21 protein-coding genes and 1 pseudogene are annotated in these 25,076 nt (G+C 67.6%); 8 read left to right on the forward strand and 14 right to left on the reverse strand.

Annotated elements, in window-relative coordinates; translation table 11 throughout:
* Positions 1 to 86: 86 nt before the first annotated feature.
* From ACFC4D_RS41405 to ACFC4D_RS41430, 6 genes are all read right to left on the reverse strand, one after another.
* The gene (locus tag ACFC4D_RS41405; protein ID WP_376071754.1) at positions 87 to 1,295 is read right to left on the reverse strand and encodes an RNA polymerase sigma factor; all 1,209 of its coding nucleotides are present in this window, start codon (positions 1,293 to 1,295) and stop codon (positions 87 to 89) included.
* A complete protein-coding gene (locus ACFC4D_RS41410; RefSeq protein ID WP_376071757.1) occupies positions 1,296 to 1,712 on the reverse strand; it encodes a YciI family protein in 417 nt (138 codons plus the stop codon).
* 96 nt (positions 1,713 to 1,808) lie between these two features.
* Positions 1,809 to 2,330: a DUF664 domain-containing protein gene (locus ACFC4D_RS41415; RefSeq protein WP_376071760.1), complete on the reverse strand. Its 522-nt coding sequence runs from the start codon at positions 2,328 to 2,330 to the stop codon at positions 1,809 to 1,811.
* Between the two features lie 104 nt (positions 2,331 to 2,434).
* Positions 2,435 to 3,289 (reverse strand): alpha/beta fold hydrolase, encoded by an 855-nt coding sequence (locus ACFC4D_RS41420; RefSeq protein WP_376071762.1) that lies wholly within the window; start codon positions 3,287 to 3,289, stop codon positions 2,435 to 2,437.
* On the reverse strand, positions 3,290 to 4,450 hold the full coding sequence (gene hsaA / locus ACFC4D_RS41425) for a 3-hydroxy-9,10-secoandrosta-1,3,5(10)-triene-9,17-dione monooxygenase oxygenase subunit (protein ID WP_376071765.1): 1,161 nt from the start codon (positions 4,448 to 4,450) through the stop codon (positions 3,290 to 3,292).
* Positions 4,451 to 4,571: 121 nt separating this feature from the next.
* Positions 4,572 to 6,329 (reverse strand): alpha/beta hydrolase, encoded by a 1,758-nt coding sequence (locus ACFC4D_RS41430; RefSeq protein WP_376071768.1) that lies wholly within the window; start codon positions 6,327 to 6,329, stop codon positions 4,572 to 4,574.
* A 402-nt stretch (positions 6,330 to 6,731) separates the two neighbouring features.
* Here ACFC4D_RS41430 and ACFC4D_RS41435 point away from each other — a divergent pair, with 402 nt between their 5' ends.
* Positions 6,732 to 7,757 (forward strand): ATP-grasp domain-containing protein, encoded by a 1,026-nt coding sequence (locus ACFC4D_RS41435; RefSeq protein ID WP_375955184.1) that lies wholly within the window; start codon positions 6,732 to 6,734, stop codon positions 7,755 to 7,757.
* Here ACFC4D_RS41435 and ACFC4D_RS41440 read toward each other — a convergent pair whose 3' ends face one another.
* The 3 genes and pseudogenes from ACFC4D_RS41440 to ACFC4D_RS41450 form a co-directional block, all read right to left on the reverse strand.
* Positions 7,758 to 8,123 carry an acyl-CoA dehydrogenase family protein gene (locus ACFC4D_RS41440; protein ID WP_376071771.1) on the reverse strand — a complete coding sequence of 122 codons (366 nt, stop codon included), beginning with the start codon at positions 8,121 to 8,123 and terminating at the stop codon, positions 7,758 to 7,760.
* A gap of 127 nt (positions 8,124 to 8,250) precedes the next feature.
* A pseudogene (locus ACFC4D_RS41445) lies at positions 8,251 to 8,529 on the reverse strand (acyl-CoA dehydrogenase family protein); the annotation flags it as partial.
* 70 nt (positions 8,530 to 8,599) lie between these two features.
* The gene (locus tag ACFC4D_RS41450; protein ID WP_376071774.1) at positions 8,600 to 10,108 is read right to left on the reverse strand and encodes an FAD-dependent oxidoreductase; all 1,509 of its coding nucleotides are present in this window, start codon (positions 10,106 to 10,108) and stop codon (positions 8,600 to 8,602) included.
* A gap of 168 nt (positions 10,109 to 10,276) precedes the next feature.
* Here ACFC4D_RS41450 and ACFC4D_RS41455 point away from each other — a divergent pair, with 168 nt between their 5' ends.
* From ACFC4D_RS41455 to ACFC4D_RS41475, 5 genes are all read left to right on the forward strand, one after another.
* Positions 10,277 to 12,670: a PEP-utilizing enzyme gene (locus tag ACFC4D_RS41455; protein ID WP_376071777.1), complete on the forward strand. Its 2,394-nt coding sequence runs from the start codon at positions 10,277 to 10,279 to the stop codon at positions 12,668 to 12,670.
* A gap of 221 nt (positions 12,671 to 12,891) precedes the next feature.
* A complete protein-coding gene (locus ACFC4D_RS41460) occupies positions 12,892 to 13,836 on the forward strand; it encodes a tyrosine-protein phosphatase (RefSeq protein WP_376071779.1) in 945 nt (314 codons plus the stop codon).
* Between the two features lie 122 nt (positions 13,837 to 13,958).
* Positions 13,959 to 14,963, forward strand: coding sequence for a glycoside hydrolase family 172 protein (locus ACFC4D_RS41465; RefSeq protein ID WP_376071782.1), 1,005 nt, complete (start codon positions 13,959 to 13,961; stop codon positions 14,961 to 14,963).
* 111 nt (positions 14,964 to 15,074) lie between these two features.
* Positions 15,075 to 16,082, forward strand: a complete 1,008-nt coding sequence (locus tag ACFC4D_RS41470) for a zinc-dependent alcohol dehydrogenase family protein (RefSeq protein WP_375955194.1) — start codon at positions 15,075 to 15,077, stop codon at positions 16,080 to 16,082.
* Positions 16,083 to 16,098: 16 nt separating this feature from the next.
* The gene (locus ACFC4D_RS41475; RefSeq protein ID WP_376071785.1) at positions 16,099 to 17,487 is read left to right on the forward strand and encodes a xylulokinase; all 1,389 of its coding nucleotides are present in this window, start codon (positions 16,099 to 16,101) and stop codon (positions 17,485 to 17,487) included.
* Positions 17,488 to 17,557: 70 nt separating this feature from the next.
* On the opposite strand, the gene ACFC4D_RS41480 is transcribed toward ACFC4D_RS41475, so the two are convergent.
* Positions 17,558 to 17,728 carry a CopG family transcriptional regulator gene (locus ACFC4D_RS41480; protein WP_364629662.1) on the reverse strand — a complete coding sequence of 57 codons (171 nt, stop codon included), beginning with the start codon at positions 17,726 to 17,728 and terminating at the stop codon, positions 17,558 to 17,560.
* A gap of 190 nt (positions 17,729 to 17,918) precedes the next feature.
* On the opposite strand from ACFC4D_RS41480, the gene ACFC4D_RS41485 reads away from it, so the two are divergent.
* Entirely contained in the window at positions 17,919 to 18,782 is an 864-nt protein-coding gene (locus ACFC4D_RS41485; protein WP_376071788.1) for an alpha/beta fold hydrolase, read from the forward strand.
* Between the two features lie 53 nt (positions 18,783 to 18,835).
* Here ACFC4D_RS41485 and ACFC4D_RS41490 read toward each other — a convergent pair whose 3' ends face one another.
* The 4 genes from ACFC4D_RS41490 to ACFC4D_RS41505 all read right to left on the reverse strand — a co-directional run bounded on the left by ACFC4D_RS41490 (position 18,836) and on the right by ACFC4D_RS41505 (position 23,824).
* Positions 18,836 to 20,311: an FGGY-family carbohydrate kinase gene (locus tag ACFC4D_RS41490; protein WP_376071790.1), complete on the reverse strand. Its 1,476-nt coding sequence runs from the start codon at positions 20,309 to 20,311 to the stop codon at positions 18,836 to 18,838.
* A gap of 3 nt (positions 20,312 to 20,314) precedes the next feature.
* Positions 20,315 to 21,733, reverse strand: a complete 1,419-nt coding sequence (locus tag ACFC4D_RS41495) for an L-fucose/L-arabinose isomerase family protein (RefSeq protein WP_376071793.1) — start codon at positions 21,731 to 21,733, stop codon at positions 20,315 to 20,317.
* Positions 21,734 to 21,796: 63 nt separating this feature from the next.
* The gene (locus ACFC4D_RS41500) at positions 21,797 to 22,663 is read right to left on the reverse strand and encodes a glycosyl hydrolase family 32 (protein WP_376071796.1); all 867 of its coding nucleotides are present in this window, start codon (positions 22,661 to 22,663) and stop codon (positions 21,797 to 21,799) included.
* An 18-nt stretch (positions 22,664 to 22,681) separates the two neighbouring features.
* Complete coding sequence (locus tag ACFC4D_RS41505) at positions 22,682 to 23,824, reverse strand: DUF6236 family protein (protein ID WP_376071799.1); 1,143 nt, start codon at positions 23,822 to 23,824, stop codon at positions 22,682 to 22,684.
* A 163-nt stretch (positions 23,825 to 23,987) separates the two neighbouring features.
* Between ACFC4D_RS41505 and ACFC4D_RS41510 the strand changes: the two genes are divergently transcribed.
* Positions 23,988 to 25,076: a winged helix DNA-binding domain-containing protein gene (locus ACFC4D_RS41510; RefSeq protein ID WP_376071802.1), complete on the forward strand. Its 1,089-nt coding sequence runs from the start codon at positions 23,988 to 23,990 to the stop codon at positions 25,074 to 25,076.

A 25,076-nucleotide genomic window follows, 5' to 3' on the forward strand; every position in this document is an offset into this window, starting at 1 on the left:
CCGGGCTCCCTACCAGTCGGCATGTGCTCCACATGAGACGTGATGTCCCACTCACAGTAGTGAGACACGATGCCTCGGTCAATGGTTCACGCGGTAGCCTGTGCGCGCAGATAGCGCTGTAGCGGCAGGTTGGTCGTCAGCGTCGCGGCCCTGCCGAACGCCGCACGTGCTGCCTCGGGATCGCCGAGCAGGTTCAACAGGTGAGCGCGGGCGGCGTGCAGGCGATGGTCCTGCGCCAAGCGCGGGTCGGAGCGAAGCTTGTCGAGCAGGTCCAATCCCTGTCGCGGTCCACGGGACATCGCCACGGCGACAGCGTGATTCAGGGCGATGACCGGGTTGTCGGTGCGAGCCAGCAGTTGTTCGTACAGCAGGGTGATCTGCGGCCAATCCGTGGCATCGTAGGTGGGAGCCTCATCGTGCAGGGCCGCGATGGCGGCCTGGAGTTGATAGGGACCCACCGGACCGCGCGGGAGAGCCGCGGTGATCAGTGCGATGCCTTCGGCGATAGCGGCTGCGTCCCAACGGGTTCGGTCCTGCTCCGCCATCGGGACCGGGGTGCCGTCGGACGCGGTGCGAGCGTCGCGACGGGCATCGGTGAGCAGCATCAGGGCGAGCAGCCCGGCCACTTCTCCATCCTCCGGGAGCAGTTGGAAAACCATGCGCGCCAGGCGAATCGCCTCGGCCGACAGCTCCACGCGATGCAGCGCCGGGCCGGTGGTCGCGGCATACCCCTCGGTGAAGATCAGGTACAGCACGTGCAGGACCGAGGTGAGCCGGTCCGGGCGCTCGGCGGCGGCCGGGGCGGCGAACGGCAGTCCGCTCTGTTTGATGGTCGCCTTGGCGCGGGTGATGCGGCGGGTCATGGCCGACTCCTGCACCAGGAACGCCCGGGCGATCTCGGTGGTGGTCAAGCCGCCCACCGCGCGGAGCGTCAACGCCACCTGGGAAACGGGCGGTAGTGCGGGGTGGCAGCACAGGTACAGCAGGATCAGGGTGTCATCGGCCGGGGTGCCATCGGTGACCCGCGGCGGCGGTTCCCAGCGGGCGACCCGGTCCTCGCGGCGGCGGCGCGCCTGTTCCGCGCGCAGCAGATCGGTGAGCTTGCGCGCGCCGACCGCGATGAGCCAACCGCGCGGATCATCGGGTACGCCCTCGCTCGGCCATCTGGTCGCCGCCGCCAGCAGCGCCTCCTGGACCGCGTCCTCGGCGGTGTCGAAATGGCCGTAACGGCGTACCAGTGCGCCCAGGACCTGCGGCGTGAGCCGCCGCAGGTCCGAATCGGGGACGAAGGTCATTCAGAAGACCAGTTCGGTCGCGCCGTCCACGATCGGGCGGACATCGGCGTAGCCGCGACCGGCGAGAGGTCCGGGAGCCGGGCACTTACCCAGCTGGACCGCGATTTCCGTTGCGCGGTCCAAGCTTTCGCACTCCACGATCCAGTATCCGGCCAGCACCTCCTGCGTTTCGGCGTAGGGACCGTCGGTGACGAAGGGAGCTCCGTCACCGTTGCTCACCCGCCGGGTGTGCACCGGTGCGGCGAGACCGCGAGTCTCGATCAGTTCGCCGGAGTCGGCCAGCTCCTGATTGGCCGCCGACATGAATTCGGTCATCGCCGCCAATTCCTCGGACGTCCACGCCGGCGTCTCGGCGGTTCCGCCCGCCATTCCGTCGTAGTCCCGCTGTGAGGCGTAGGCCAAGATCATGTACTTCATGACTGTTCCTTTCCGGCTGATCGCACCGGGAAGGCGCGATTCACAGGGGACGTCGAAGCTGTCCTCCAGTTTCGGACACGGCCGGTGAAATCGCGATCAGTACCCGGTCACGCCGTCGATGCGTTCGCGCAGAAAGTCCGCGTGACCGTCGTGACGGCCGTATTCCTCGATGAGATGCAGGTAGATCCAGCGCAGGGACATGTCCAGGCCGGTGCGGGGATGCGGCACGGTGTAATCGAGCGGCAGGGCGGCGACCGCTTTGTCGCACAGGTCGATCTCCTCCAGGAAGCGGTTGTAGTCGGCTTCGGCGGCATCGGGATCGGTATCGTCGAAATCGCCGTCCCGATTGGCCTCGGAGCTGTAGAGGTAGTCGAGCTGTTCACCGGCGGCGCGAATGCGGAACCAGCCGCGCTCGCATTCGGTCAGGTGCCGGAGCAGGCCGAGCAGGGATAGCGTGGAGGGTTCGACGCTGCGCGCGGAGAGCTGGGTTCCATTGAGGCCCTGGCATTTCCACAGCAGAATGGTGCGGCCGCGATCGAGCAGCGATTGCAGTACGGCGCGCTCATCACCGACGAGCAGTTGGGTGGTGCGTTCGACATCCGGGGCGATCCAGGTCATGAGGGGACGTTACCGGCGGTCCCGGCGGCGCGATACCGGGTTTTCGCGAACGACTTCGCGCCCGCCCCGGAATCGGGACGGGCGCGAGAATCGATGGCGGGTGACTACAGGCCGTGGTTCAGGAAATCGATCACGGCGCGTTCGAAGGCGTCCTTGCGCTCCACCTGCACCCAGTGACCGCAGCGCGAGAAGATGCGCAGATCGGCATTGGGGAGCTGGCGGGCGGGGAAGAGCGAACCCTCGACGGGGGTGACGCGGTCATCGCGGCCCCACAGCATGAGCACCTCGTGCTGGAGGGACTTCAGTCGCGCCCACAATGGCAGCGGCTCAGCCATTTTCGGGTTGTAGAAGGTGGCGTAGGCATCGCGCAGGGCGGCCTGGCCCTTCGGATCGGCCGCCGCCCGCAGCCGGGTGGCGATCAGTTCCTCGGTGAGCGTGGCCTCGTTGAAGACCATGGCGCGCAGGAAGCCCATGGCGCGCTCATCGGTGGGGTTGGCGTTGAACTCCATCAACCGCCGAATGCCTTCGGACGGTTCGGGTCCGAGCACATTGACCCCGACGCCGCCGGGGGCCATGAGCACCACGCGATCCACTCGGCCCGGATGATCCAGCGCGATCATGGCCGCGACGCCGCCGCCCATGGAATTGCCGAGCAGATGCGCCTTTTCGATACCGAGCTCATCGAGCAGTCCGATCACCGCGTCGGCGGCGATGCGAAGGTAGTTGCGCTCGTACACTTCCGGGCGGCCGCTCGCGCCGAAGCCGGGCTGATCCAGGATCAGGCAGCGGAAGTGTTCGGCCAGGATCGGCAGATTGTCGCCGAAATTGGCCCAGCCCGAGACGCCCGCGCCGGAGCCGTGCAGCAGTACCAGGGGCGCGCCGGAGCCCGCCTCGTGATACCGCAGTTCGTGGCCGTCGACGGTGACCCAGCGCTCGGTATTCTCAACGGTCAGAGTCATTTACAGCATCCGATCCGTGACCTCGAGGCCCATCGCTCCCTTACCGAACATGGCCAGCGCGCGCTCCACGTCATTGATGGCGTGCACGCTGCCCGCGTGCGCGTCGCGCCAGTGCCGCTCGATCGGATTCGGCTTCTTGATGGAGTGGCCGCCGGAGTTCTTGAACAGCAGATCGATTGCCTCCAGGGCGCGTTCGGTGCCGCGCACCTGATCGCGGCGGGCGCGCAGGCGCACCTCGAACGGAATCTCCTCGCCCGCTTCGGCATAGCGCAGCTGTTCGGTGGTGTTGCGCTCCATCTGGAGAATGGCGGCGTCGATCTCGCTGGCGGCGCGGGCGATTCGCACATGCGCGAACGGATCGTCGGAGACCTTCTGGCCGCCGTAGGACAGCCGCACGCGCTCACGCTGACGCTCGATATGCGCCTCGTACGCGCCCTCGGCCGCGCCGATGATGGGTGCGGTGATGGTGTTGGAGAACACGCTGCCGAACGAGATCTTGTACAGCGGAGCGGTATTCACCTCCTGGCCGGGCCCGATCAGGTTCGCCTGATCAGTGGCGGAGTACAGGCGGTAGGCCGGGACGAACGCCTTCTCGATGACGATGTCATTGGAGCCGGTGCCGGACAGGCCGGACACCTGCCACACATCGTCGATGACATAGTCGGTGCGCGGCACCAGCACCGTGAAGTAGTCCATGCCCTTCTCGGTGGGCAGCAGCGCGCCCAGGAACACCCACTGCGCGTGATCGCAGCCCGAGGAGAAGCTCCAGCGGCCGGACATCTCGAACCCGCCCTCGACGGCGGTGAGCTTGCCGGTCGGCGCGTAGGAGGACGACACCCGCACATCGGGATCCACGCCCCAGACATCCTGCTGGGCGCGATCGTCGAACAGGGCCAGCTGCCACGGGTGTGCGCCGAGCACCGAGGTCACCCACGCGGTGGACGGGCAGGCGGTCGCGACCGCGCGCACCACCTGATAGAAGTCCACCGGGGAGGACTCGTCGCCGCCGAAACGCTTGGGCTGCAACATGCGGAACACCCCGGCCTCGGTGAGTTCGGCAATGCTGGCGTCGGGCACCCGCCGCTGCTCTTCGGCCTGCACCGCGCGTTCCCGGATAGCGGGCAGCAGATCGCGAACCCGATCGAGCACCTTGTTAGTCATGCGGGTGTTTCCTCCTCGTGCAGTGGTTCCTGCACCCGACGCTATGGCGCGCGACACTATGCCGAGTCGAAAAGTCCCGGTCAACGGAATCGGCGGCAGGTAAATGCCACACCGCTTCGCATTATTTGTGGGCGTACTCCCAGGTGATGTCTTCGTCGAGGGCTTGGCGGATGCGCTCCACGCGGTCGGGGGTCCAGTCGGCGGGTTGGGTTACCACGGCCCAGCCGTCCAGGACGGTGGTGCCGTAGCGGTGGCCGTGGCCCGACGGGACCTTCTGGGCGTGGGCCAGGTCGGCGCTGATCTGCCAGAAGGTGACGACGGGCCACCAGCGGATGGATTTGGAGACGTCCGAACCGCGGGGTTCCTTCAGCCAATCGGGCTGCGTGAAGAGCAGATCCGGTGACCACCAGACGATGGGGTCCGAGGCGTGCTGGAGGTAGACCACGCGGGGCGAGAGCCATTGCCGGTCCGGGCGTTCGAGGTCAGCGGCGGTCGCGCCGAAGCGGACCACCAGGCCATCCGCGTAGATGGGCAGGATTTCGGGGGTGCCGGGATCACGGCGTTCGGTGATCTGCGTCCACAGCCGATTCGAATTCGGCGGTCCGACCCAGAGCACGCCGTCGACCAGGGTGCGAATGTCATCTAGTCCGGTGAACGCGGCCTCGGAACCCTGCGAGCCCAGACTCTCGCCGTAGATCAGCAGTTTGGGCCGATGGTCCGGCGGCAGTTGCGCCCAGCGCTCATGCACCGCATGCACAACCAGCCGACCGGCATTGGCGGCCTTCTCCTTATCCGACAGGAATGACAGCACGCTCGGCAGATACGAGTACTGCGTCGCGGCGATCGCGCTGTCCCCGCCGTACATGTATTCGATGGAGGCGGCGGTGGTGGAATCCACCCAGCCGGTGCCGGTGGTCGTCACCACCACCAATGCCTGACGATCCCAGGCATTGGTGCGATCGAGTTCCTTGACCACCAGGTTCGCGATGTCCTCTTCGGTCTTCGCCGATTCCAGCCCGGCGTACACCCGAATCGGTTCGCGCGCAGGCTTTCCCGTCACCTCGGCGATGCGCTGCGCGGTCGGAGCATAGGACACGAACCAGCGGCCCTCCGAGCCGAGGGTATTCCACGGCGCGAGTGATTGCGGACTCCCCGACCGCTCCGGCAACTGCGGTTGCACCGCCGACGGCGAGGTATTGCTGTTGCGCACGCTGAACGCCGAATTCGCCACGGAGAAAAAGGCTTTCGCCAACACGCCCTGGAACAGCAGCACCGAGAGCACCACGATCACCACCACCGCGCCCGGCACCGCGATACCGCGCGGAATCCGCCAATCGATATTGAGCACCCGGATCAGCAGCCGGAACAGCCATCGCACCGCGCGATACGCACCGATCACCAGCGCCACCGTCGCCGCCGCCACGAGTTCGGTGCGCAGATAGCTCGAGGTGTTGGTCGGAGCCATACCCATCAGCACCTCGAGGTCGCGCTGCCAGCGGGCCGAGCGCGCCAGCACCGCCGCCGCCCCGACGGCCGCGCCCACCACGATGACGAGTTTGATGATCTGCCGTGCCCGGTCCGAGGGCTGCCAGCGTCCCGCCCGCTCGCGCCACGCGGCGGGCAGCCGCGGCCACACCCATTTGCGGAACGCCCAATCCAGTACGCATCCCACCCCGTAGCCGATGACCGCGCTGATCCCGCTCACCAGCCCCTGGAAGATCCACTCACGCGGCAGCAGCGAGGGCGATACCGACCATGCGAAGAAGATGGCGGCCACCACCACCCCGGCATAGTTCGGCCGGACCGCGTGTTCGGCCGCTCGCAGCCAGCCCCAGATCCGCGTGGGCACCGATTCGCCCTGCCGTGGCTCGGTAGTCATACCCCGAGTCTTCCCGCCCCCGGCAATTCTCCGGCTACGCGACACGCCGGGTCCTCGGACCGGCTCCGTGAGGGCGATCGGACCTCGATCCAAATGTGTTGATACCGAATCGATTTCGATACGGCCGCCCGGGCCGGATCGGAAGGCGGACCAGCACCGTTCGTAGTAGCGTGCTCGCGCAGAGGTTGGTTTTCGCCCGCAGGCATTTGGCAGATGTTGAGCGGCAGGGAAACCGGGGGTCTTTCTCGTCGAAATCCGATCGTCACCGAACCGGGCTACGATCCGCGCACCACCCGATCGCGCCAAGGTTCGCACCGCTCGGCCGCAGTAGAAGTAGAGAGGAGCGTTGCTATAACGCTTCGGATTTGGCTGAGCAGTGCCGGGGCTGTCAGCGCCCAGGTAATGCGTTTGCTACGAGGAAACCCCGATGGGGTCGATGTCACCATTTACGCCGGAAACGTGGATCCGGGAGCGGTCGCGCTCTCGGTCTGCGATGTGCCGGTCGTCGAACCGCGGCATGTCGGGGATGACGAGTACGCCGAGTTCGCGCTGGATTTCTGCCGCGAACACGGAATCGATGTGCTCATCCCGCCGCGCCGGCTCACCGCGCTCGCGGGCCGCAGTGCGGACTTCGCCGCGATCGGCACCAGCCTTATGTGTTCGCCGCTGGCGGCGGTGCAGGTGCTGACCAATAAGGTCTCCACCTACGAATCCGCCGGTGCGGCAGGCATTCCCGTGCCGCCGTGGCGGGCGGTGGACGATGCGGAGGGCTTACTCGCGGCCGTCGAGGAGCTCTCGCTCACCGATGAGTCGCTCTGCGTCAAGCCCAGCGGCGAGTATTCGGCCTTCGGCTTCCGCATTCTGCAGGATCGGCCGTTGAGCATGGCGGATCTGCTGGCCCCGCCCATGCCGACGGCCTCGGTCGCGGCGGTCGCCGATGCCATGCGACGCGCCGCCGATACGGGCGAGCGCGTCCCGGAATTGCTCGTCATGCCGTTCCTGGACGGGCCGGAGATCAGCATCGACTGCCTGTCCGCGCCGGGAGGTGAACTGCTGGTTGGCATTCCGCGTTCCAAACAGGGGCGGTTCCGCATGCTGCTGGAGGATCCGGAGGCGGTCGCCATCGCGCGCAGACTGGTCGAACATTTCGAACTGGCCTATCTGACCAATGTGCAATTGCGGTTCCACAAGGGCGAACCCGTTCTGCTGGAGGCCAATCCACGACCGTCGGCGGGACTGTTCCAGACCGCGTTCGCCGATGTGAATATGCCGTGGGCGGCGGTTCGCCTACTGCTGCAAGGTGATTCGGGTCTGCGTAATCCACCGCGACTGAATGTGCGGCTCGCCGTCGCCGAAGCCGTCATGGAGGTCACGCCCGAGCCCGCCGTCCCGGATCCGTCACCGACCTCGCTGGTCGTCATCAGGTGATCAGCGCGGCGGGCGCAAGATCCTCAGAGCGGCCTGCTTGACCGGCTCCGGAACGCGGTCGCGCATATTCAGCGCGGCCGCGGCGGCCCTGGTGCGCACCGGGGTACCGCGGCCGAACACACGGTTCAGCGGTCCGCCCGACGGTTCCAGGTCGACGTGTAGCGGCGGCCTGCCCTCGGCCGCACCCAGCGCATGCGAGATCACCATGCGCTGAATCTCGCTGGTGCCCTCGAAGATGGTGTACAGCTTGGCATCTCGATACCACTTCTCGACCGGATGGTCGGTGATGTACCCCCATCCGCCGAGGGTCGTCGATGATCCAGTCGTCGCCGTCGCGAACGGCTCTGGTGCGCAGATTGCGCACATCACTGCCGCCCTCCGGTTCGGAGATCGCCAGTGCCGCGAGCTTCAAATCCCCGGGTGTGCCGAAACATTCGGGTGCCCACCGCAACATCTGCTCGGGGGTGGCGGCCCGGCCGATGGCGGAGAGAGCGAGCGCGGGCATCACAATCGCCAATCCGATGCCCGCACAGCCCCAGCACAGCTCCTCCATGAACATCGGCAGCGACAGTCCGGTGGGATCGCCGATCAGATCGCGATAGAACAGCGGACTGTAGAACCCCCGCTCCGCCGCCTCCTGCAGGACCTCCCAGGGGAATTCCTGCTCCCGGTCGTACCGCGCCGCCACCGGCCGCACGACATCCTCCGCGAATACGTGTGTCCGCTTGGCCAGATCGTGCTGCGCGGCCGTCGGTGTCAGATCGAAGCTCACACATCCGCGATACCCGGGCGCGGGCGATCAACACCCCTGGTCCGCGATCGCACGGCAGCCTGCCCGCGAGTTATTCGGTGCGGGCGGCGGCGGTTCCGGCGCGGCGGCCGAAGAAGGTGCCGTCGCCCAGGGAGGTGCCGGAGATGTACCCGAAGCCGTGCAGGCCGTTGGCGGCCCGGCCCGCCGCGAACAGTCCGGGGATGCGGTCGCCGTTCAGGTCCAGGACGTGGCCGTCGAGGTCGGTGTGCAGGCCGCCGAGGGTGAAGACCGAGGCCCCGGTGCCGCGCCGGTCACCCGCTTCGGCGGGCGGGCGGATACCTGCCTTCACATCGATCGCGGCCAGTGGCGGGGTGAGCGGCCGCAGCCAGCGTGACGCCTTGTGCAGATCGAGATCCGTTCCAGCCGAAGCGGATTCGTTGTAGCGGGCAATGGTGGCCGTCAGCGATCCGGTGGGCAGGCCGGTGAGTTGTTCGAGCTCGGCGGGAGTTTCGGCGACATGGGTGGGCTGTACGCCCCAGCGCTGGGGTTCGGGGACGTCCTCGAAGCCCTGTTCGTCGACGATCACCCAGACCGCCGAATCGCCGCCCGCCCACGCGCCGCCCATATTGTTGCGGTAGAGCGCGGCCTGGCCGATGCGGCCCGGATAGGTGTCCTCATTGATGAAGCGCTGACCGCGCGCGTTGACGACCATGCCGCGCGCCGCGAGCCCCGGGATCAGGGACATACCGACCTGGCCGGAGGACATATGCCGCACGGCCGCGCCGAGCGCCTGGGCCATGCGGATACCGCTGCCGTCATCGGTGCCCGCGCTGACCTTGGTGTGGCCCAGCAGTTCCGGGGCGTGCGCGGTGAGCATGGCGTCGTTATCGACGAAACCACCGGTGGTCAGGACGACACCGCGATGGGCGCGGATGGTGATCTCCTTCCCGTACTGCCGGGCGACCACACCCGCGACCACGCCGTCGTCGCCGACAATCAGCGCGGTGGCCTGGGTGTCGAAAAGCGCCGTGGCACCGGCGGATTCGGCCGCGCCGGACAGACATTCCATCAGCAGTTTTCCGCCGAAGTTCGCGGCGGTGGGCCGGTGCCCGCGCGGGGCGGGTGCGGCCAGTTCGGTGAAGGGCCAACTGTTCTCACCCAGCCACATGAGCCCGTCATCGGTCGGCGGCACCCAGGTGGGCGCGTCCCACATGGTCGGCTTGAAGGGCACGCCGCGATCCACCAGCCAGTGGAAATGCTCGACGCTGCCCGCGCTGTACTCGTCGATCTTCGCCGTGTCCGCGCCCGCGCCCATGGCGGCTTTCAGGAAGGCCGCCATCGCCTCCGGGGTGTCGTCGAAACCGCAGGCCACCTGGATCGGGGTGCCGCCGCCGAGGTAGATCTCACCGCCCGACATGGCCGAGGCCCCGCCCGCACCGCCGGAGCGGTCCAGGATGAGCACCCGCGCACCGGTGCGCGCCGCTTCGAACGCGGCGCTCGCACCGGCCGCGCCGTAGCCGATGACCAGTACATCGGTCTCGATGTCGTAGTTGCTCACCTCGCCGGCCGCCCGGGGCGTGACCGAATTGCGCGCTGTCATGCCTGCACGGTGCCCGCTCGGACCGGTCGGACATAGCGCCCCATCTTGCTCACCGACTCGGCTATCCCGTTGACCGGGACTGTGACCGGTCCCGGGGCAGCGCACTGGGGATGGTGTGTGAACGGCGTCACTGTGGTTGGGGTCGCCGCACGAGTTGGAGGAGAGTCAATGCGGATTCTGGTCACCGGAGTCACCGAGCCCAGCGGACGGTCTGTGGCGCGCATGCTGCTGGCCGCCGGGCACGAGGTCGTCGGCCTGGACCGGCAGCGCAACCGCTACGTGGACCCGCGCGTCGAGGTGATCGTCGGCGATCTGGCCGATGCGCAGGTGTGCGCCCGCGCCGCCGCCGGTGCGGATGCCGTGGTGCATCTGGCGGGCCGCGCGGTCGCCGGAATCGTCGCGGCCGCGCAGGCCACCGGTGCGCGTCTGGTGATTCCCGTTGCGGCGGGCTCGGATTCGTCGGTCGCGCGGATCGTGGCCGGTAGCGGCGTGGACGCGGTGATCGTGCGTACCGCCCTGGTCACCGGTCGCCGCATCGACGGCGGCAGCTGGCGCGCGCTGGAGAACCTGGCCGGTGCGCGCGGCAATGCCGCGCTGCAGGTGCTGCACTATGACGATCTGGAGCGCTTCCTGGTGCTGGCCGCGCTGTCCCAGCGCACCGGCACCGTCGGCCTGGCCGCTCCCGGCGAGGTCTCCGGCGACGACGTGCGCAAGGCGCTCGCCGACGAAGCCGTCAAATACTCCGCGTGGCTGCCCCGTTCGGCCGCGAACCGCACCCCGGTCGATACCGTCGCCGCCCGTGAGGAGTGGGGTTTCCGGTACGGCTGGACCGCCCGCGAGACGGTCGCCGATGTGGTGCGCGGTCTGCACGGGCGCAAAGCCTCCGGCTCCGGTATCCGGAACCGGCGCGGCGCGATTCCGCTGCCCGCGCACGTGGTGCCGCAGAACGCGCCCACCTCGGACGGCTACCAGCTGAAAACCTCTGCCCCCGAAGGACTTCAGGGCGAGTTCGATGATCTGATGGACGACCGCATCCCGGTCTTCACCGCCACCAATACCTCCGAGGCGCTGCCCGGGCCGCTCACCCCGCTCACCATCGATCTGCAGGCGGGCGCGATTCGCCTGGGCAATGAGGCGATGGGCCATATGATCGCCATCGAGGGTGTGGCACTGGAACATTGGGTGTCCCGGGTGACCGGCGTCATGGGCCACAATATGTACATCAACGCCTCCATCGGCGTGTTCTCCGCGGAGAATATGCCGGGCTGGGATGAGGAGAGCGTGCGCCGCGATGTGTACGGCGCCATCGGCGATGTGGAACTGCACCCCAAGGGCCGCCCGGCCATGGCGAGCGGATTCGCGGCTCGCCTGGGCACCTTCAAGGCGCTGGGCCGCGTCGGCGCGACCGCGCTGAGTTTCCGCAAGACCGCGGAGCTGATCAACGCCGCCTCGCACGCGGAAGCCCTTGACCGCGACCGTATTTCCGAGCTCACCGATGAGCAGCTGCACGCCCGCGCGCTGCTGTGGCGGGACCGCCTGAACCAGGCGTGGCAGGCCGCCTCCATCGGCGTCATGATGACCGGGGCCGCCACCGCCGCGCACAAGGGCGAGGTGAAGATCAATCTGGAGCGCCTCGAGTCGGCCAAGACCATGTTGGCCGTGGAACGCCTGGCGGCCCTGTGCCGCAAGGATTCCGGACTCCAGAACATCGCCAAGAGCGGTGATGTCGGCGCGGCCCGGGAGAAGTCGCCGGAATTCGCCAAGGCCCTGGATCAGGAGCTGGCCCGCATCGGCCATCGCGGCCCGGGTGAGTGCGAACTCATCAACGCCACCTTCGGTGATCGCCCCGAACTGCTGGTGACCGCCGCCGGTCGCGCCGCGGAAATGCCCGCGCCGCACCGGGAACCGGTCGCCGACCCGACGAGCCGCACCGCGAAGATGGCGGTCGGCGCGACCGTCTACCGCGAGCGCGCCCGCGATGCCGTTGTGCGCGTTACCAATTGCCTGCGCCTGGTCACCCAGGAGCGCGCGGCGCGCCTGATCAAGGCGGGCAAGCTCACCGAGATCGAGGATTCGGCCTTCCTCACCCTCGATGAAATCCTTTGGGCCCCCGCTGATCTGAAGGAGCGGGTGGCTCGCCGCCGCGCGGAGCGGATCAAATTCCAGGGCCTGCGCATGCCCGATGTGATCAATAGCGTCTGGGAGCCCGAGGAGATCTCCGGCGCACTGCCGGTCGGTGAGACCCTCACCGGTCTCGGTGTGAGCCCCGGCGTGGTGGAGGGCGTGGTCAAGAAGGTGCTGTCGCTGGACGACGATATCGAGCCCGGCGACATCCTGGTCGCCGCCGTCACCGATACCGGCCACACCGCCATGTTCGGCTACGCGGGCGCGGTGGTCACCGATATCGGCGGCGCCGCATCGCATGCCGCGATCGTGGCCCGCGAATTCGGCGTGCCCTGCGTGGTCGACACCAAGACCGCCAGCACCAGCCTGAAGGACGGACAGCGGGTGCGGGTCGACGGTGCCGCGGGCACCATCACCCTGCTCACCGACGCCGAATAACCGCGCCGTCGCAATTCGATTCCCGCTCACCGGGACCCGATGCCCGGCCACCGAGCAGTTCGCCGGGATCTCATCGGCCGTACACGATCCCGTCGACGATGCCTATGAACCTGCTCTGGCCCGGCATCCGGGCGAGCAGGCTCCGGGCAAGCCACGAGCGGGCCCATGAACCCGGGCCGGATACCCACTATCCGGCTCGTGATGGAAAGGAAAAATCGATAGTGACGATTTCGCGCGCAGTACGCGGCACCCTGACAGGTGTGGCCGCCGCGCTGATCACCGTCTTCCCGATCGCGATGACCCCCGCGACGGCGGCCCCGATCGCGATCGCGCATCAGGCCCCGATCGGTGTGGACTTCAAACTCCAGGCCGCACCCAATGCCCGTGACATCGGCGGCGTGACCGCACAGAACGGCAAGATCAAGGCGGGCCTGGTGTTCCGCGCCGACGCGCTGAACCGGCTCACCGACGCCGATCTGTCGACCCTGACCGCCGCGGGCATCACCAAGGTGATCGACTTCCGCAGCCCGACCGAGAGCGGCGCCAACCCGGATAAGCCGCTGCCCGCCGGGATCACCAGCCTGAAGCTGCCCGTCTACGATCCGGCCAACGATTTCTACGTGTTCTTCGGCAAGCTCGTCCAGGGCGGTCCGGACGCGCAGCAGGCCGCGCTCGGCGATGGCAAGGGCGCGCAGTACATGCGTGACTACTACAAGTGGATGATCACCGACGCCACCTCGCGCGGTCAGTTCGGACAGGCGCTGAAGGAGATCGCCACCACCTCCGGCGGCGTGCTGTACCACTGCACCGCCGGTAAGGACCGCACCGGTCTGATGACCGCGTTCCTGATGAATATCCTGGGCACCCCGCAGGCGCAGATCAACAGCAATTTCCTGCTGTCCAACGATCGCCTGGCGGGCAGCAACAAGGCCACCCTGGACGCACTGGTCGCCCAGGGCCTGGTCAAGGACCGCACCCTGTTCGAGCCCGTGCTGGGTGTGCAGCAGGACTACCTGGACGCGGCGCTGACCCAGGCCGTGGCCTCCTACGGTTCGATGAACGATTTCATCGCCAAGGGCCTGGGCGTCGATGCCCAGACCGTGAAGCTGCTGCAGGACAAGCTGATCGAGAAGGGTGGCATCTCCACCGGGTCCTTCGGTAGCTAGTCGCCGAACCACCGAATGCCGGCGCCACGTGTGGGATGGCGCCGGCATTCGCGTGTGACGGGGACACTCCGAAGACCGCATGTCCGGGACACGCGCCCCCGGTACGTGCGAAAATTCGCACGGTGCAGGAGATCTGGCAGCTCGACGGGCGGCGCACCCGCTCGATCAGCGCGGAGAACCCCACCGGCGAGCCCGGTGCGGGCGGGCGTGCCATCTCCGGAACCGGGGCGTACGCGGCCGCCGGACTGGGCCGCGGCTGGAAGGTCTCGCCCTCGGTCGATATCGAACCCGGACAAACCGTCACCCTCGCCGATATCACCGGACCCGGTGTGATCCGGCATATCTGGCTCACCACCGATCGCACCCTGCTGCGGGACTTCACCCTTCAGGTGTACTGGGACGGCTCACCCGAGGCCGCGATCGCGGTGCCGCTGGGCGATTTCTTCTGCAACGGCTGGGAGCAACTGGCACTGGTCAATTCGCAGATGATCGTGGTGGCCCCGGCGGGCGGCCTGAACAGCTACTGGCCCATGCCGTTCGGCGCGCACGCGCTCATCACACTGCACAATGGCGCGGAACGCACCGTGCCGGTGTACTACCAGATCACCTATCTGGAAGAAGACGTACCCGATAGCGCCGGATATCTGCACGCGCGCTGGCGCTGTAGTGATCCGCTCGGTTCCCCCGCGGTGCATCCGCTCGTGGAAGTCGCGGGCGCGGCGGGCCGCTATGTGGGCACCTATTTGGCGATCGAACCGCGCGTGCCCGGCTGGTGGGGTGAGGGCGAGCTCAAGTTCTATCTCGATGACGACGAAGAATTCCCGACCATCTGCGGCACCGGTACCGAGGATTATTTCGGCGGCGCTTGGAATTTCGATCTCAACGGCGCGCAACTGCCGTACTCGACACCGTATCTGGGTCTGGTGCAGGTGCAGCCGCGCGATCGCATCTACGAGCCGCAGCAGCGATTCGGCATGTACCGCTGGCACATTCCCGATCCGATCTGTTTCGAACACGGTCTGCGCGCCACCGTGCAGGCGCTGGGCTGGCGCGAGGACGGGCACTATCTTCCGCTCGAACACGCCCATGTTTCGACCACCGCACTGTGGTACCAATCGGTTCGTTGATCCCCCGATCCCCCTAATTCCGCCCGCAATCAGGACGAAATGAGATCGACGATGTGATTGCTATTGGGTAAAACGCGCCGACCGGGCGGTGATCGGGTGCATGGTATTTGTATGCGCGCGTTAGTGGTCGAGAAGCCCGCGAAGTTCTCGGTCGAAACTGTGCCGGATCCCACGCCGGGGGCGGGGGAAGCGGTGGTCCGAGTCGATGCGGTCGGGATTTGTGGTACGGATATCCATATCGTCGAGGGGGAATTCCCGCCGACGCCCTATCCGATCATCCCGGGACACGAATTCGCCGGGGAGATCGTGGCTCTCGGGTCCGGCGCCGCCGGAGTGCGCGTGGGTGATCGGGTGGCCGTCGATCCCTCCCTGTTCTGCGGACGCTGTCATTACTGCGCGATCGGGCGCGGCAATCTCTGCGAGAACTGGGGCGCCATCGGCGATACCGTCGACGGCGCGATGGCCGAGTACGTGAAAGTGCCCACCGCCAACTGTTATCGGCTGCCCGGGCATCTGTCCGCGGCGCACGGCGCACTGGTGGAACCGCTCTCCTGCGCGGTGCACGGATTCGATGTGCTGCCACGGCAACTCGGCTCGCACTATCTGATCTACGGTGCGGGCACCATGGGTCTGCTCATGCTGCAATTGGCGATCGCGGCCGGGGCGGCGTCGGTATCGATGGCCGATACCAATGCCGATCGGCTCGCGGTCGCGCGCACGCTCGGCGCGGACGCGGCCGCCGTCTCCGCCGACGATATGGATCGGCCGGAGGGCTGGGAGATCGTCATCGATTGCAGCGGAACGATTGCCGCGATCGAGGACGGCCTATCGCGGGTGCGGCGCGGCGGCACCTATCAGCAATTCGGGGTGGCGGCGGCCGACGCGCGCGCGGTCATCTCCCCGTTCCGCGTGTACAACGACGAGATCACCATTGTCGGTTCGATGGCGGTCCTGCACAGTTTCGGGCGAGCCGTGGATCTGCTCGGCGAAGGCGTCATCGACGCCGAAACCATGATCACCCACGATTTCGCGCTCGACGAATTCGGTGATGCCCTGCGGACTTTCCGCGCGGGCACCGGCCGCAAAATCCAGCTGCATCCCGGACGGGCGGCACGATAGGGACGGGTAGGGGCCAATGACGGTCGTTGCCGGAGTGGACTCTTCGACGCAATCCTGCAAACTTGTGGTGTGCGACGCCGACACCGGAACGGTGTTGCGACAGCGGCAGATACCGTTCCCGGAGGGAACGGAAGTAGCGCCCGCGCTGTGGTGGGACGCGCTGCGTTCGGCCTGCGATCGAATGATGCGGGATGTGGAGGCGATCGCGGTCGCGGGGCAGCAGCACGGACTGGTCGCGGTGGACGTGGCGGGCGTGCCGGTGCGGGACGCGCTGCTGTGGAACGACACTCGCTCGGCCGAGGCGGCATCGCAGTTGGTATCGGAGCTGGGCGGGCCGCAGGCGTGGGCCGATGCGGTCGGCAGTGTGCCGCTGGCCGCGCACACCGTGGCCAAACTGCGCTGGTTCGCCGATCACGAACCCGAACTCGCGGATCGCACCGTGCGGGTGCTGCTGCCGCACGACTATCTGACCTGGCAGTTGCGCGGCGGGCATCCCGAAGAGGAGCCGACCACCGATCGCGGTGAGGCGTCCGGGACCGGGTACTGGTCCCCCGCCACCGGGCACTATCGGACCGACCTGCTGGCCATGGCTTTACGCGGTCGCACGCCCGGACTGCCCCGGGTGCTCGATCCGGCCGAGGTGGCCGGGCATACGCCGGGCGGGCGGCTGGTCGCGGCCGGAACCGGTGACAATGCCGCCGCCGCACTGGGATTGGGCATCGCCGACGGTGATGTGGTGGTGTCACTGGGAACCAGCGGCACCATCTTCACCCGGTCCATGCGGCCGAGTGCCGATGCCACCGGAGCCGTGAACGGTTTCGCCGACGCCACCGGAGCGTTCCTGCCGCTGGTGTGCACGCTCAATGCCGCACGCGTCCTGGATGCCACCGCGACCCTGCTGGGCACCGATATCTCCGGGCTGGAAGTGCTTGCCGCGCAATCCCCGGCGGGTGCGGACGGACTGACCCTGCTCCCCTATCTCACCGGTGAGCGCACGCCGAATCTGCCGGACGCCACCGGCAGCCTGCACGGCCTGCGCCCGGCGACCATGCGCCCGCATCATCTGGCGCGGGCCGCCATCGAGGGCATGCTCTGCAATATCGCCGATGCCTTCGATCGGCTGCCCACCACCCCGCGGCGCATTCTGCTCATCGGCGGGGCCGCCCGCTCGCGCCTCATCGCGCACGCGGCGGCCACCATTTTCGGCCGCACCGTCGCGGTGCCGCATCCGGGCGAATACGTGGCCATCGGCGCGGCCCGCCAGGCCGCCTGGGCGCTGCGCGGCGGACCGCTCCCGCCGCGCTGGCCGATTCCGCAGGCCACCGAATTCCACACCGCCACACCGGCGACCGGCGCGGCGATCAGAGCACGCTACGCAACTATTCGAGACGCCTATTACAACTGAGCCACCAACCGCATCGGGGTGTGACCATCCGTCATCCCGGCACGCTTTCGGCCGGGATCCACACCGATGCCTATCCGAACACCACCGGATCGTCGGAGAGGAATTCCTCCCAGGTGCGCTGGCGCTCCAGATAGGTGCGCAGTGCGTCCCGGGTGATCTCCTGCTTGGATCTACCCTCCAGTGCCGCTTGCGCATGTAGCGCAGCCTCTTCTTGCTCATTGAGCCGCAACGTCCATGCCACGGCGCAAGTTGTACCACTTCCGGAGCGCCCTGTCTGCCGATCCGAGCGCGGGCGCAACCGGCGGGTAACCGGCGATTGAACTATCGGAACCGGGGCGGCGGCGCAGCGGGGCCGGCACGCCGGAAGGCTCGAACCTGTCGGTGGTGAAAGCTACTGTCCCCCATACCTGCAACGAGATCGAGGAGTGGTCATGGGTTCTCTCGAACGGATCATCCGGGTGAACGACGTCGACCTGTGCGTGGCGAGCGCCGGGGATCCGGGCGATCCGGCCGTCGTGCTGCTGCACGGTGCGGGGGAATCGCTACTGGCGTGGGAACCGGTATTCGTCGAGCGACTGGTGACGGGCGGACGCTACGTCGTACGGGTGGACAGCCGCGATGCCGGGCGCTCGACCACCTTCCCGGTGGGCGAACCCGGTTACGGGCTCGACGATCTGGTGGCCGATACCGCCGCGCTCATCCGGGAACTCGGGATCGGCCGGGCGCATCTGGTCGGCATGTCACAGGGCTCGGCCGTCGCGCAACTGCTCACGCTGGATCATCCCGAACTCGTCGCGAGCCTCACCATCGCCTCCGGTACACCGGGCGGTCCGGGCCATACCCAATCGGATCTGCCCGGTATCTCGCCGGAGCTGGAGAAGTATTTCGCCGCCGAGGAACCGGCTCCGGACTGGGCCGACCGCGATGCGGTGGTCGACTATCTGGTCGAGGGTATGCGCCCGTTCGCGGCGCACTCCCGGCCGTTCGACACCACCGCACAGCGCGCACAGGCCGAGCTCGTGGTGGACCGCGCGGCGAATATCGCCGCCCAGCTCACCAATCCGTATCTCATCGATGCCGGGCGGCCCTGGCGAGATCGCCTCGGCCACATCGCGATCCCCACCCTGGTGCTACACGGCGATGAGGATCCGCTCTTCCCGATCGAGCACGGCCGTGCCCTGGCAGCCGAGATTCCCGGCGCGCGCTTCGTACCGCTGGAGCGGACCGGCCACGAAACCCTCCCCTCGCACACGTGGGATGCCGTCGTACCCGAGATCCTCTCGCACACCGCCTGATTCCCGTCGAACCCGCCGGATCTCCCTGTGGCACAACGCCGGACGCGAGCGATTCATCCGGCGGCGCGGTGCTGTTCCGCCGCGAGGAAATGCGTGGTGGCCCGGGTGGATTCGTAGAGGCTGCGGTAGTGGCGGTAATAGGGCGCGTATCGAGCCGTATTGCCCGGATCCGGCTCGATGGTGGTGGTGATCGGGTTCCAGCCGGAGGTATCCAAACCGACCGCCTCCGCCGCCAATAGGGCATCACCGAGGGACGCGCCGATGGTGTCGGCGGGGAGTTGCTGTGCGAGACCGGTGATATCGGAGATGATCCGGGTCCACAGCCCGCCCTTGGTGCCGCCGCCGACCGCGACCAAACAGGTCGGCGTACCGCCCGCGACGGTCATGGCTTCGAGATTGTGCCGGACGCCGTAGCCGATGCCCTCCAGGATCGCGCGGTAGATATCGGCGCGCTCATGGGTCAGGGTCAAGCCCGCGATGATGCCGCGGGCATCGGGATCGAAGAGCGGGGTGCGCTCGCCCGCGAAGTAGGGCAGCACCAGCAGACCCCGGCTGCCGGGCGGAACGTTCGCCGCCTCATCGACCAGATCGGTGAATTCGCCGCCGGACAGGGTGCGGAACCAGTCGGTCACCGCGCCCGAAGTCGCCATGCCCGCGGCGGATGTGTATGTACCGGGCCAGGTTCCGCAGGTGGTCCACAGGCCCGGATGCGGGCTGGGCTCGGTGAGCACCTGGGTGAGGAACAGCGTGGTGCCGTACATGATCATGACGTCGCCGGGCGCGCGAACGCCGACGCCCGCGGCTTCGGCCCAGGCGTCGATGGTGCCGGTGGTGACCGGCAGACCGGCCGGAAGTCCGGTCACCGCGGCGGCTTCCGGGGTCACGCGGCCGACTATCTCGGTGGGCCAGGCCAATTCGGGCAGCGGCAGGCCCGGGGCGACCGAATCGGCCCAGTCGATGGCCCAGGTGCGGGCCATCAGGTCGTACATGGGCACGCATTGACTGGCCGATTGATGGTCGAGCACATAGCGCCCGGTTAGTCGATGCACCAGGAATGAACTGGCCATCAACAGCATTCGGGTCTGCTTCCACACCTGCGGCTCATGCCGGGCCAGCCAGCGCAGTTTCGGTCCCACGGCCTGACTGGTGAGTGGTGAACCGCAGCGCTCCAGCACCGTATCCGCACCCAATTCCGCTGTCAGTTCCTCGATTTCGATGCCCGCGCGGGTGTCGACGCCGTAGAGGATGGCCGGGCGCAACGGCCGCCCGTCGCGGTCGGCGGGCAGCAGGCAGGGCCCGATACCGCTCACCGCGATACCGTCGATCCGCGCCCCGCCGGACGCCGCCACCAGCTCGCGCGCGATGGCCAGGAAATCCGCCCACCACACCGTCTCCGCGTCATGTTCCACCCAGCCGGGCCGGGGCGTCGAAACACCGTGCGGCCGTTCGGCTCGCAACGTCACCATGCCGTCATGGTCGACGAGCACGCCCTTGGATCCCGAGGTCCCGATATCGATGCCGAGCAGCATGGGTCAGCCCGCCCTGCTGAATTCGTCGAGGGTGATGTCGAGCAGCTCGCACACCGCCCGCACCGTCCCCCGATGATCGCCCGGCACCGCGTGAATGTGATTGGCCCCGAAGCGGGACAGGAAATCCCCGGCGGGCGTGTCCAACCGGGCGAAGGCGTGCGGCCATTCCCGGGTGGACTGTTTCATCAGCTCCTCATTGGTGGCCTCGTCGTAGGTCTCGAAATCGCCGAGCATCAACTGCATTCGGTACCGCCCGTCCTTGCGGGTGAGGCGGGCCAGGGTCATCTGCCCGGGCGCGGCCAGATGATGCACCGACGCACCGCCCGCCGGGAAGAAGAACACCTCCGGGTACAGGTGCACGCGCGCGAGGTTCTCCGCCGGATCGGCGCTGCGGGCCGCGAACCAGGTGGCGTGCTGTCCGGAATTGCACAGATCCCAGATATCGCGATCGGCGTGATAGTGCCGCACATCGGCGAAAAGCACCGGGGTGCCGCTGATCTGCTTGAGCAGCTGCATGGTGAGCGCACCGTCCATATCGGCCTCGGTGGCGCAGACATGGGTCTGTTTCGGCCCGTTCCAGTCGTACGGATCGTTCAGGAACGCCTCGGTGACATCCATGGTGGCGAAGTACTGGGTGAGCTCGGGCTGCCCCTTGATTCCGGAGAAGTCCAGATTCCACTCGGCGATCAGATCGCGCATGCCCAGGTACGAGCGAATCTGCCGCTCCAGCAGTTCCGGGGTGAGTTTGACCCCGTCGTAGTGCACCCCGGCGGTAGTGCGCTCCAACCATTCTCGCGCACCCTTGGCCTCACCGGCGTCGGCGAGATCGGCGCGGCGCACGATCTCCCACTGATCGATCTCCTCCACGTCGACGCCGAAAATCCGTTGCCACTGATCGGTATTGGCGACGGCGGTGTTCATACCCATGGGCCGCCCGCCGATGCGCCCGAAGGTGGTGCCGCGCAGGCTTTCCACCGCGGCGGCGGCCGCGGCGCGCATACCGATCGCGGCGATGAGTTCGGCATCGCCCGGATCACCCCACAGTCGAGTGTGCGCCCGCCCGATCTGATCCAGTGCGCCGCCGGCGGCCAGCATGCCGACCATGCCCGGTTGCACCGGATCGATATTCGACAGCAGCAGCAGCGGACTCGTGAGCTGTCCGGCCGCGAGCATGGTGAAATGCGGGAACGCCCAGACCGCGTAGTGCAGCACGGTGAGATCGACCCCGGCCGCCTGCACCTGCCGGGCCACCGCGACCGCCTGCCGATTGCCGCCCACCGGTTCGCGCCCCCGCACCACCGTGTGACCGGCCGCGGTGAGTTCGGCTACCAGCCGATCTTCGGTCGTACGAATGAATCCGACGATGCCCCCGTGCACATAGTCACGACCATCGGAAATGCTGATAACGCCGATCCTGGCCATTGCCTTGCCTCCCCACACTGGGTGGACACTCGACTCCCCTTCAGAATCCCAGTTCCCCGGGACTCATACGCCCGAATCCGGAAGATCGACTGTGCGCGGGAACCGCAAGGGCGCGAGCCAGACTCCGCGCTGACCCCAGCCCGCATGGGTGATCCAGTACTGTCCGCCGTCGTGCACCACCTCGGCGGCATGGGCGGGAACGTGCGCGACTCGGTCGGCGGGCCGGAAGTGAAAAGGACTGTCACCGTGAAAGATCTCGGTGCCGGTGTAGTCCGGGCGCGGGCCGATGAACAGGTACCAGTCATCGCCGTCGCGCAGTACGAAGGGTGATTCGGTGTTCCCCGCCTCGGTGCCGGAGGCCGGATCGGTGTAGGCGATGCGGCGCTCACCCCAGTGCAGCAGATCGGTGCTGGTGCGGTAGGCCACCACGTGATTGCCGCCCTCGGGAGAAGCGGTGGCGCAGTAGTACATCACCCATTCGCCGCCGATGCGCAGCACCATGGGGTCGCGGGCGTCATAGCCGTCACGGAACAGCGGTTCGGGGTGGCGCGTCCACGCGAACAGATCGGTCGAGGTCGCCAGGCGCATAGCCGTGGCGGTGCGATCCGGGCCGCCGCCGTCGTAGAACATGAAGTAGCGATCGTCGTGGCGTACCACGAACGGTGCCCACAAATGGGTCTCACCGCGATCGCGATCGACGGCCAGCGCCGGAATCCGCTGTGCCCATGGGCCACTCAGGCGCTTGGCGGTGGCGTGCGCGAAAACCGTTTCATCGAAAGGGTTGGCGGGTTCGCGATGGGTGATTCCGAACAGATGCCACAGCCCGGCCGTATCCCGGATCACGGTGTGGTCGTTGATGTACCAGTGCCCGCCCGCGCGCTCGGGTTCGAAGATCCGCCGGAACCGTCCTGCCGTAATCCCCCGGGTCATGGTTTCAGTGTGCGGGATTCAGCAGCGCTTGAAGAGGGATCTGCTCGCGAGATCGCGATCCACGGCGAGTAGGTAGGCCACCGAGGATTGTTCGCGCAGTGTGCGCCTGGCCTTGAGGCGGCCCGCCACGTACGGGGCGATGGTGAGGGTCAGTCCGGCCGCGGCCACCACCGGTTGTCCGGCCGCTGCGGCGAAGCCGCCGACCACGGTGCCGGACGCGCCCGTGAGATCTACCTTGAGACCGAGCATGCCGGTACCGGATTCGAGCCCGAATCCGTGTAGGGCGCGGCGTAGTTCATCGAGCTGCGGTTTGGTGGTGGTGCGGTAGACGCTGTGCAGATGCGCGTGTGCGGCCACCGGATTCTCGATCGCGCCGATGCGCGCCAGTTCTTCCGCGAGCGAGCCCACGTGTTTTCGGAAGGCCGCCAGTTCGGCGGCATGGCGTTCGCGGAAGTCGATCAGTCGGCGGACGGGCACCTCGGCGATATTCACCGGCCGCAATACCGCTTCGACCGCGATGTGGATGTAGGCGTGATCGACATCGCCGATGGCGGGGCGGGTCGTGCCCTTCACCAGCAGCAATTCATAGAGCCGGTCCAGGGTGCCGACGGCGCTGTGCACATCCAGTTCGTCGGTGACCGGCGAGAGCAGGGCGTTCTCGGTCACCGCGTCCGCGAGGGCGGTCAGATAGATGCGCGCGAAGGCCGGATGCAGTCCGACGTGGGTGGCACCGTCCTGCTCCTGGACGATCGCCAATTCCGCGTCGACCAGCGAGAGCAGCAGGTGATGCGTCATCTTGCGGCCCGCGCCGCCCGCGTAGACCCACGTCAGCCCGGGATATCTGGCGCGCAGGCCCGCCGAGTGCGGTTGCGGGGGCGCTTGCGGGGCGCTCGCCACCGAGAAGCGCTCGCGCAGGCTCGCACCGCCCAGCTCGACGATCTCACCGAACACCCGGCCCACCGTGTCCAGTTCCCGCTCACTCGGCTCCAGATCGAACAGGAAATCCGATTCCGCCGCCAGCTCCCGCACCAGGTCGGAGTCGGCGTCCATGGCCAGTCGAGGCCGTATCCGCCCCACCTGGTCCCAGGTCAGCATGGCCAGCTTGAGCCAGTCCTCGCTTTGAAAACGCATCCGGGGGTAGTACAGCGCAATCGTCGACACCGACCCAGCATGACAGCTCATCGAACTCGCCGGATCAAGATTCTTTGCGACTCTCGTTGCGCGCCAGCACATTCGAACTCGCAGATGCACAGCCGGCATGCGGGCCGCAAACTTCCGTCGAGCTAGGACACAAGCTGACCTAATTAGGTTCGACAATGGATTCATGACGGAGATCTCGCCGCGCCGCCTGAACCGGACCCTGCTGACGCGCCAGCTGCTGACCGAACGGGTCACCATGCCCGCCGCCGAGCTCATCCGGCATCTGGTGGCAGTACAGGGCCAGGAGGCGAACTGGCCGTTCATCGGCCTGTGGACCCGGCTCACCGATTTCCGCACCGCCGAACTGGATGCACTGCTCCGGGATCGGACCATCGTGCGCGCCACCATGATTCGCCGCACGGTGCACCTGGCCACGGCGGCGGACTACCGCTGGCTCTACCCCACCGTCCGCCCCGCGGTGGAATCCCAATTGCGGCTCGCCTACTACCGCGAGGCGGTCGAACACCTCGACCACACCGAGTTGCGCACCGCCGGAAGGAATCTCCTGACCGGCCGCACCCTGACCCGCACCGAGATCAGCCGCACCCTGGCCGAACGCTTCCCCACCCCGTACCCGGAACGCCTGCCCGCGGCGCTCGGCCTGCTCACCCCCGTCGTGCACAACCCGGAGGCGGGCGCGTGGGGTGCGTGGCGCAACCGCCGCGTCTCGATCAGTCTCGCCGAGGAATGGCTGGGCGCACCCCTGGACGCCCCGGCGCCCGACACCATGATCCTGCGCTATCTGGCCGCCTTCGGCCCGGCCACCGTCGCGGACGTCCAATCCTGGTCCGGCACAACCAAGCTGACGGAGGTGATAGAGCGGCTACGGCCTCGCCTGCGCGTACTCCGCGATGAGTCCGGCCGCGAACTCTTCGACCTGCCCGATGCCCCGCTGGCCGATGCGGACCTGCCCGTTCCCGTCCGCTTCCTGCCCGCGTTCGACAATGCCCTGCTCGGTCACAAGGACCGCAGCCGGGTGATCAGCGATGCCGACCGCGCCCGCATCGCCAAGATCGCCTCGGGCGGTGTGCCGATGTACCTGGTCGACGGATTCGTGCACGGCCGTTGGGATCTCGACGGCGACACCCTGCGGGTGACGCCGTGGCATCCCCTCACCCCGGCCGAGGAAGCGGCCGTGTACGCGGCCGCCGAAGAACTGTTGCCGGTCGTGCTCCCGGGCGGAAACGGTGAAATCCGCATCACCCCCGCATAG

The sequence above is a fragment of the Nocardia sp. NPDC056000 genome (genome assembly GCF_042269265.1).
In the GTDB taxonomy this organism is placed as follows: Bacteria; Actinomycetota; Actinomycetes; order Mycobacteriales; family Mycobacteriaceae; genus Nocardia.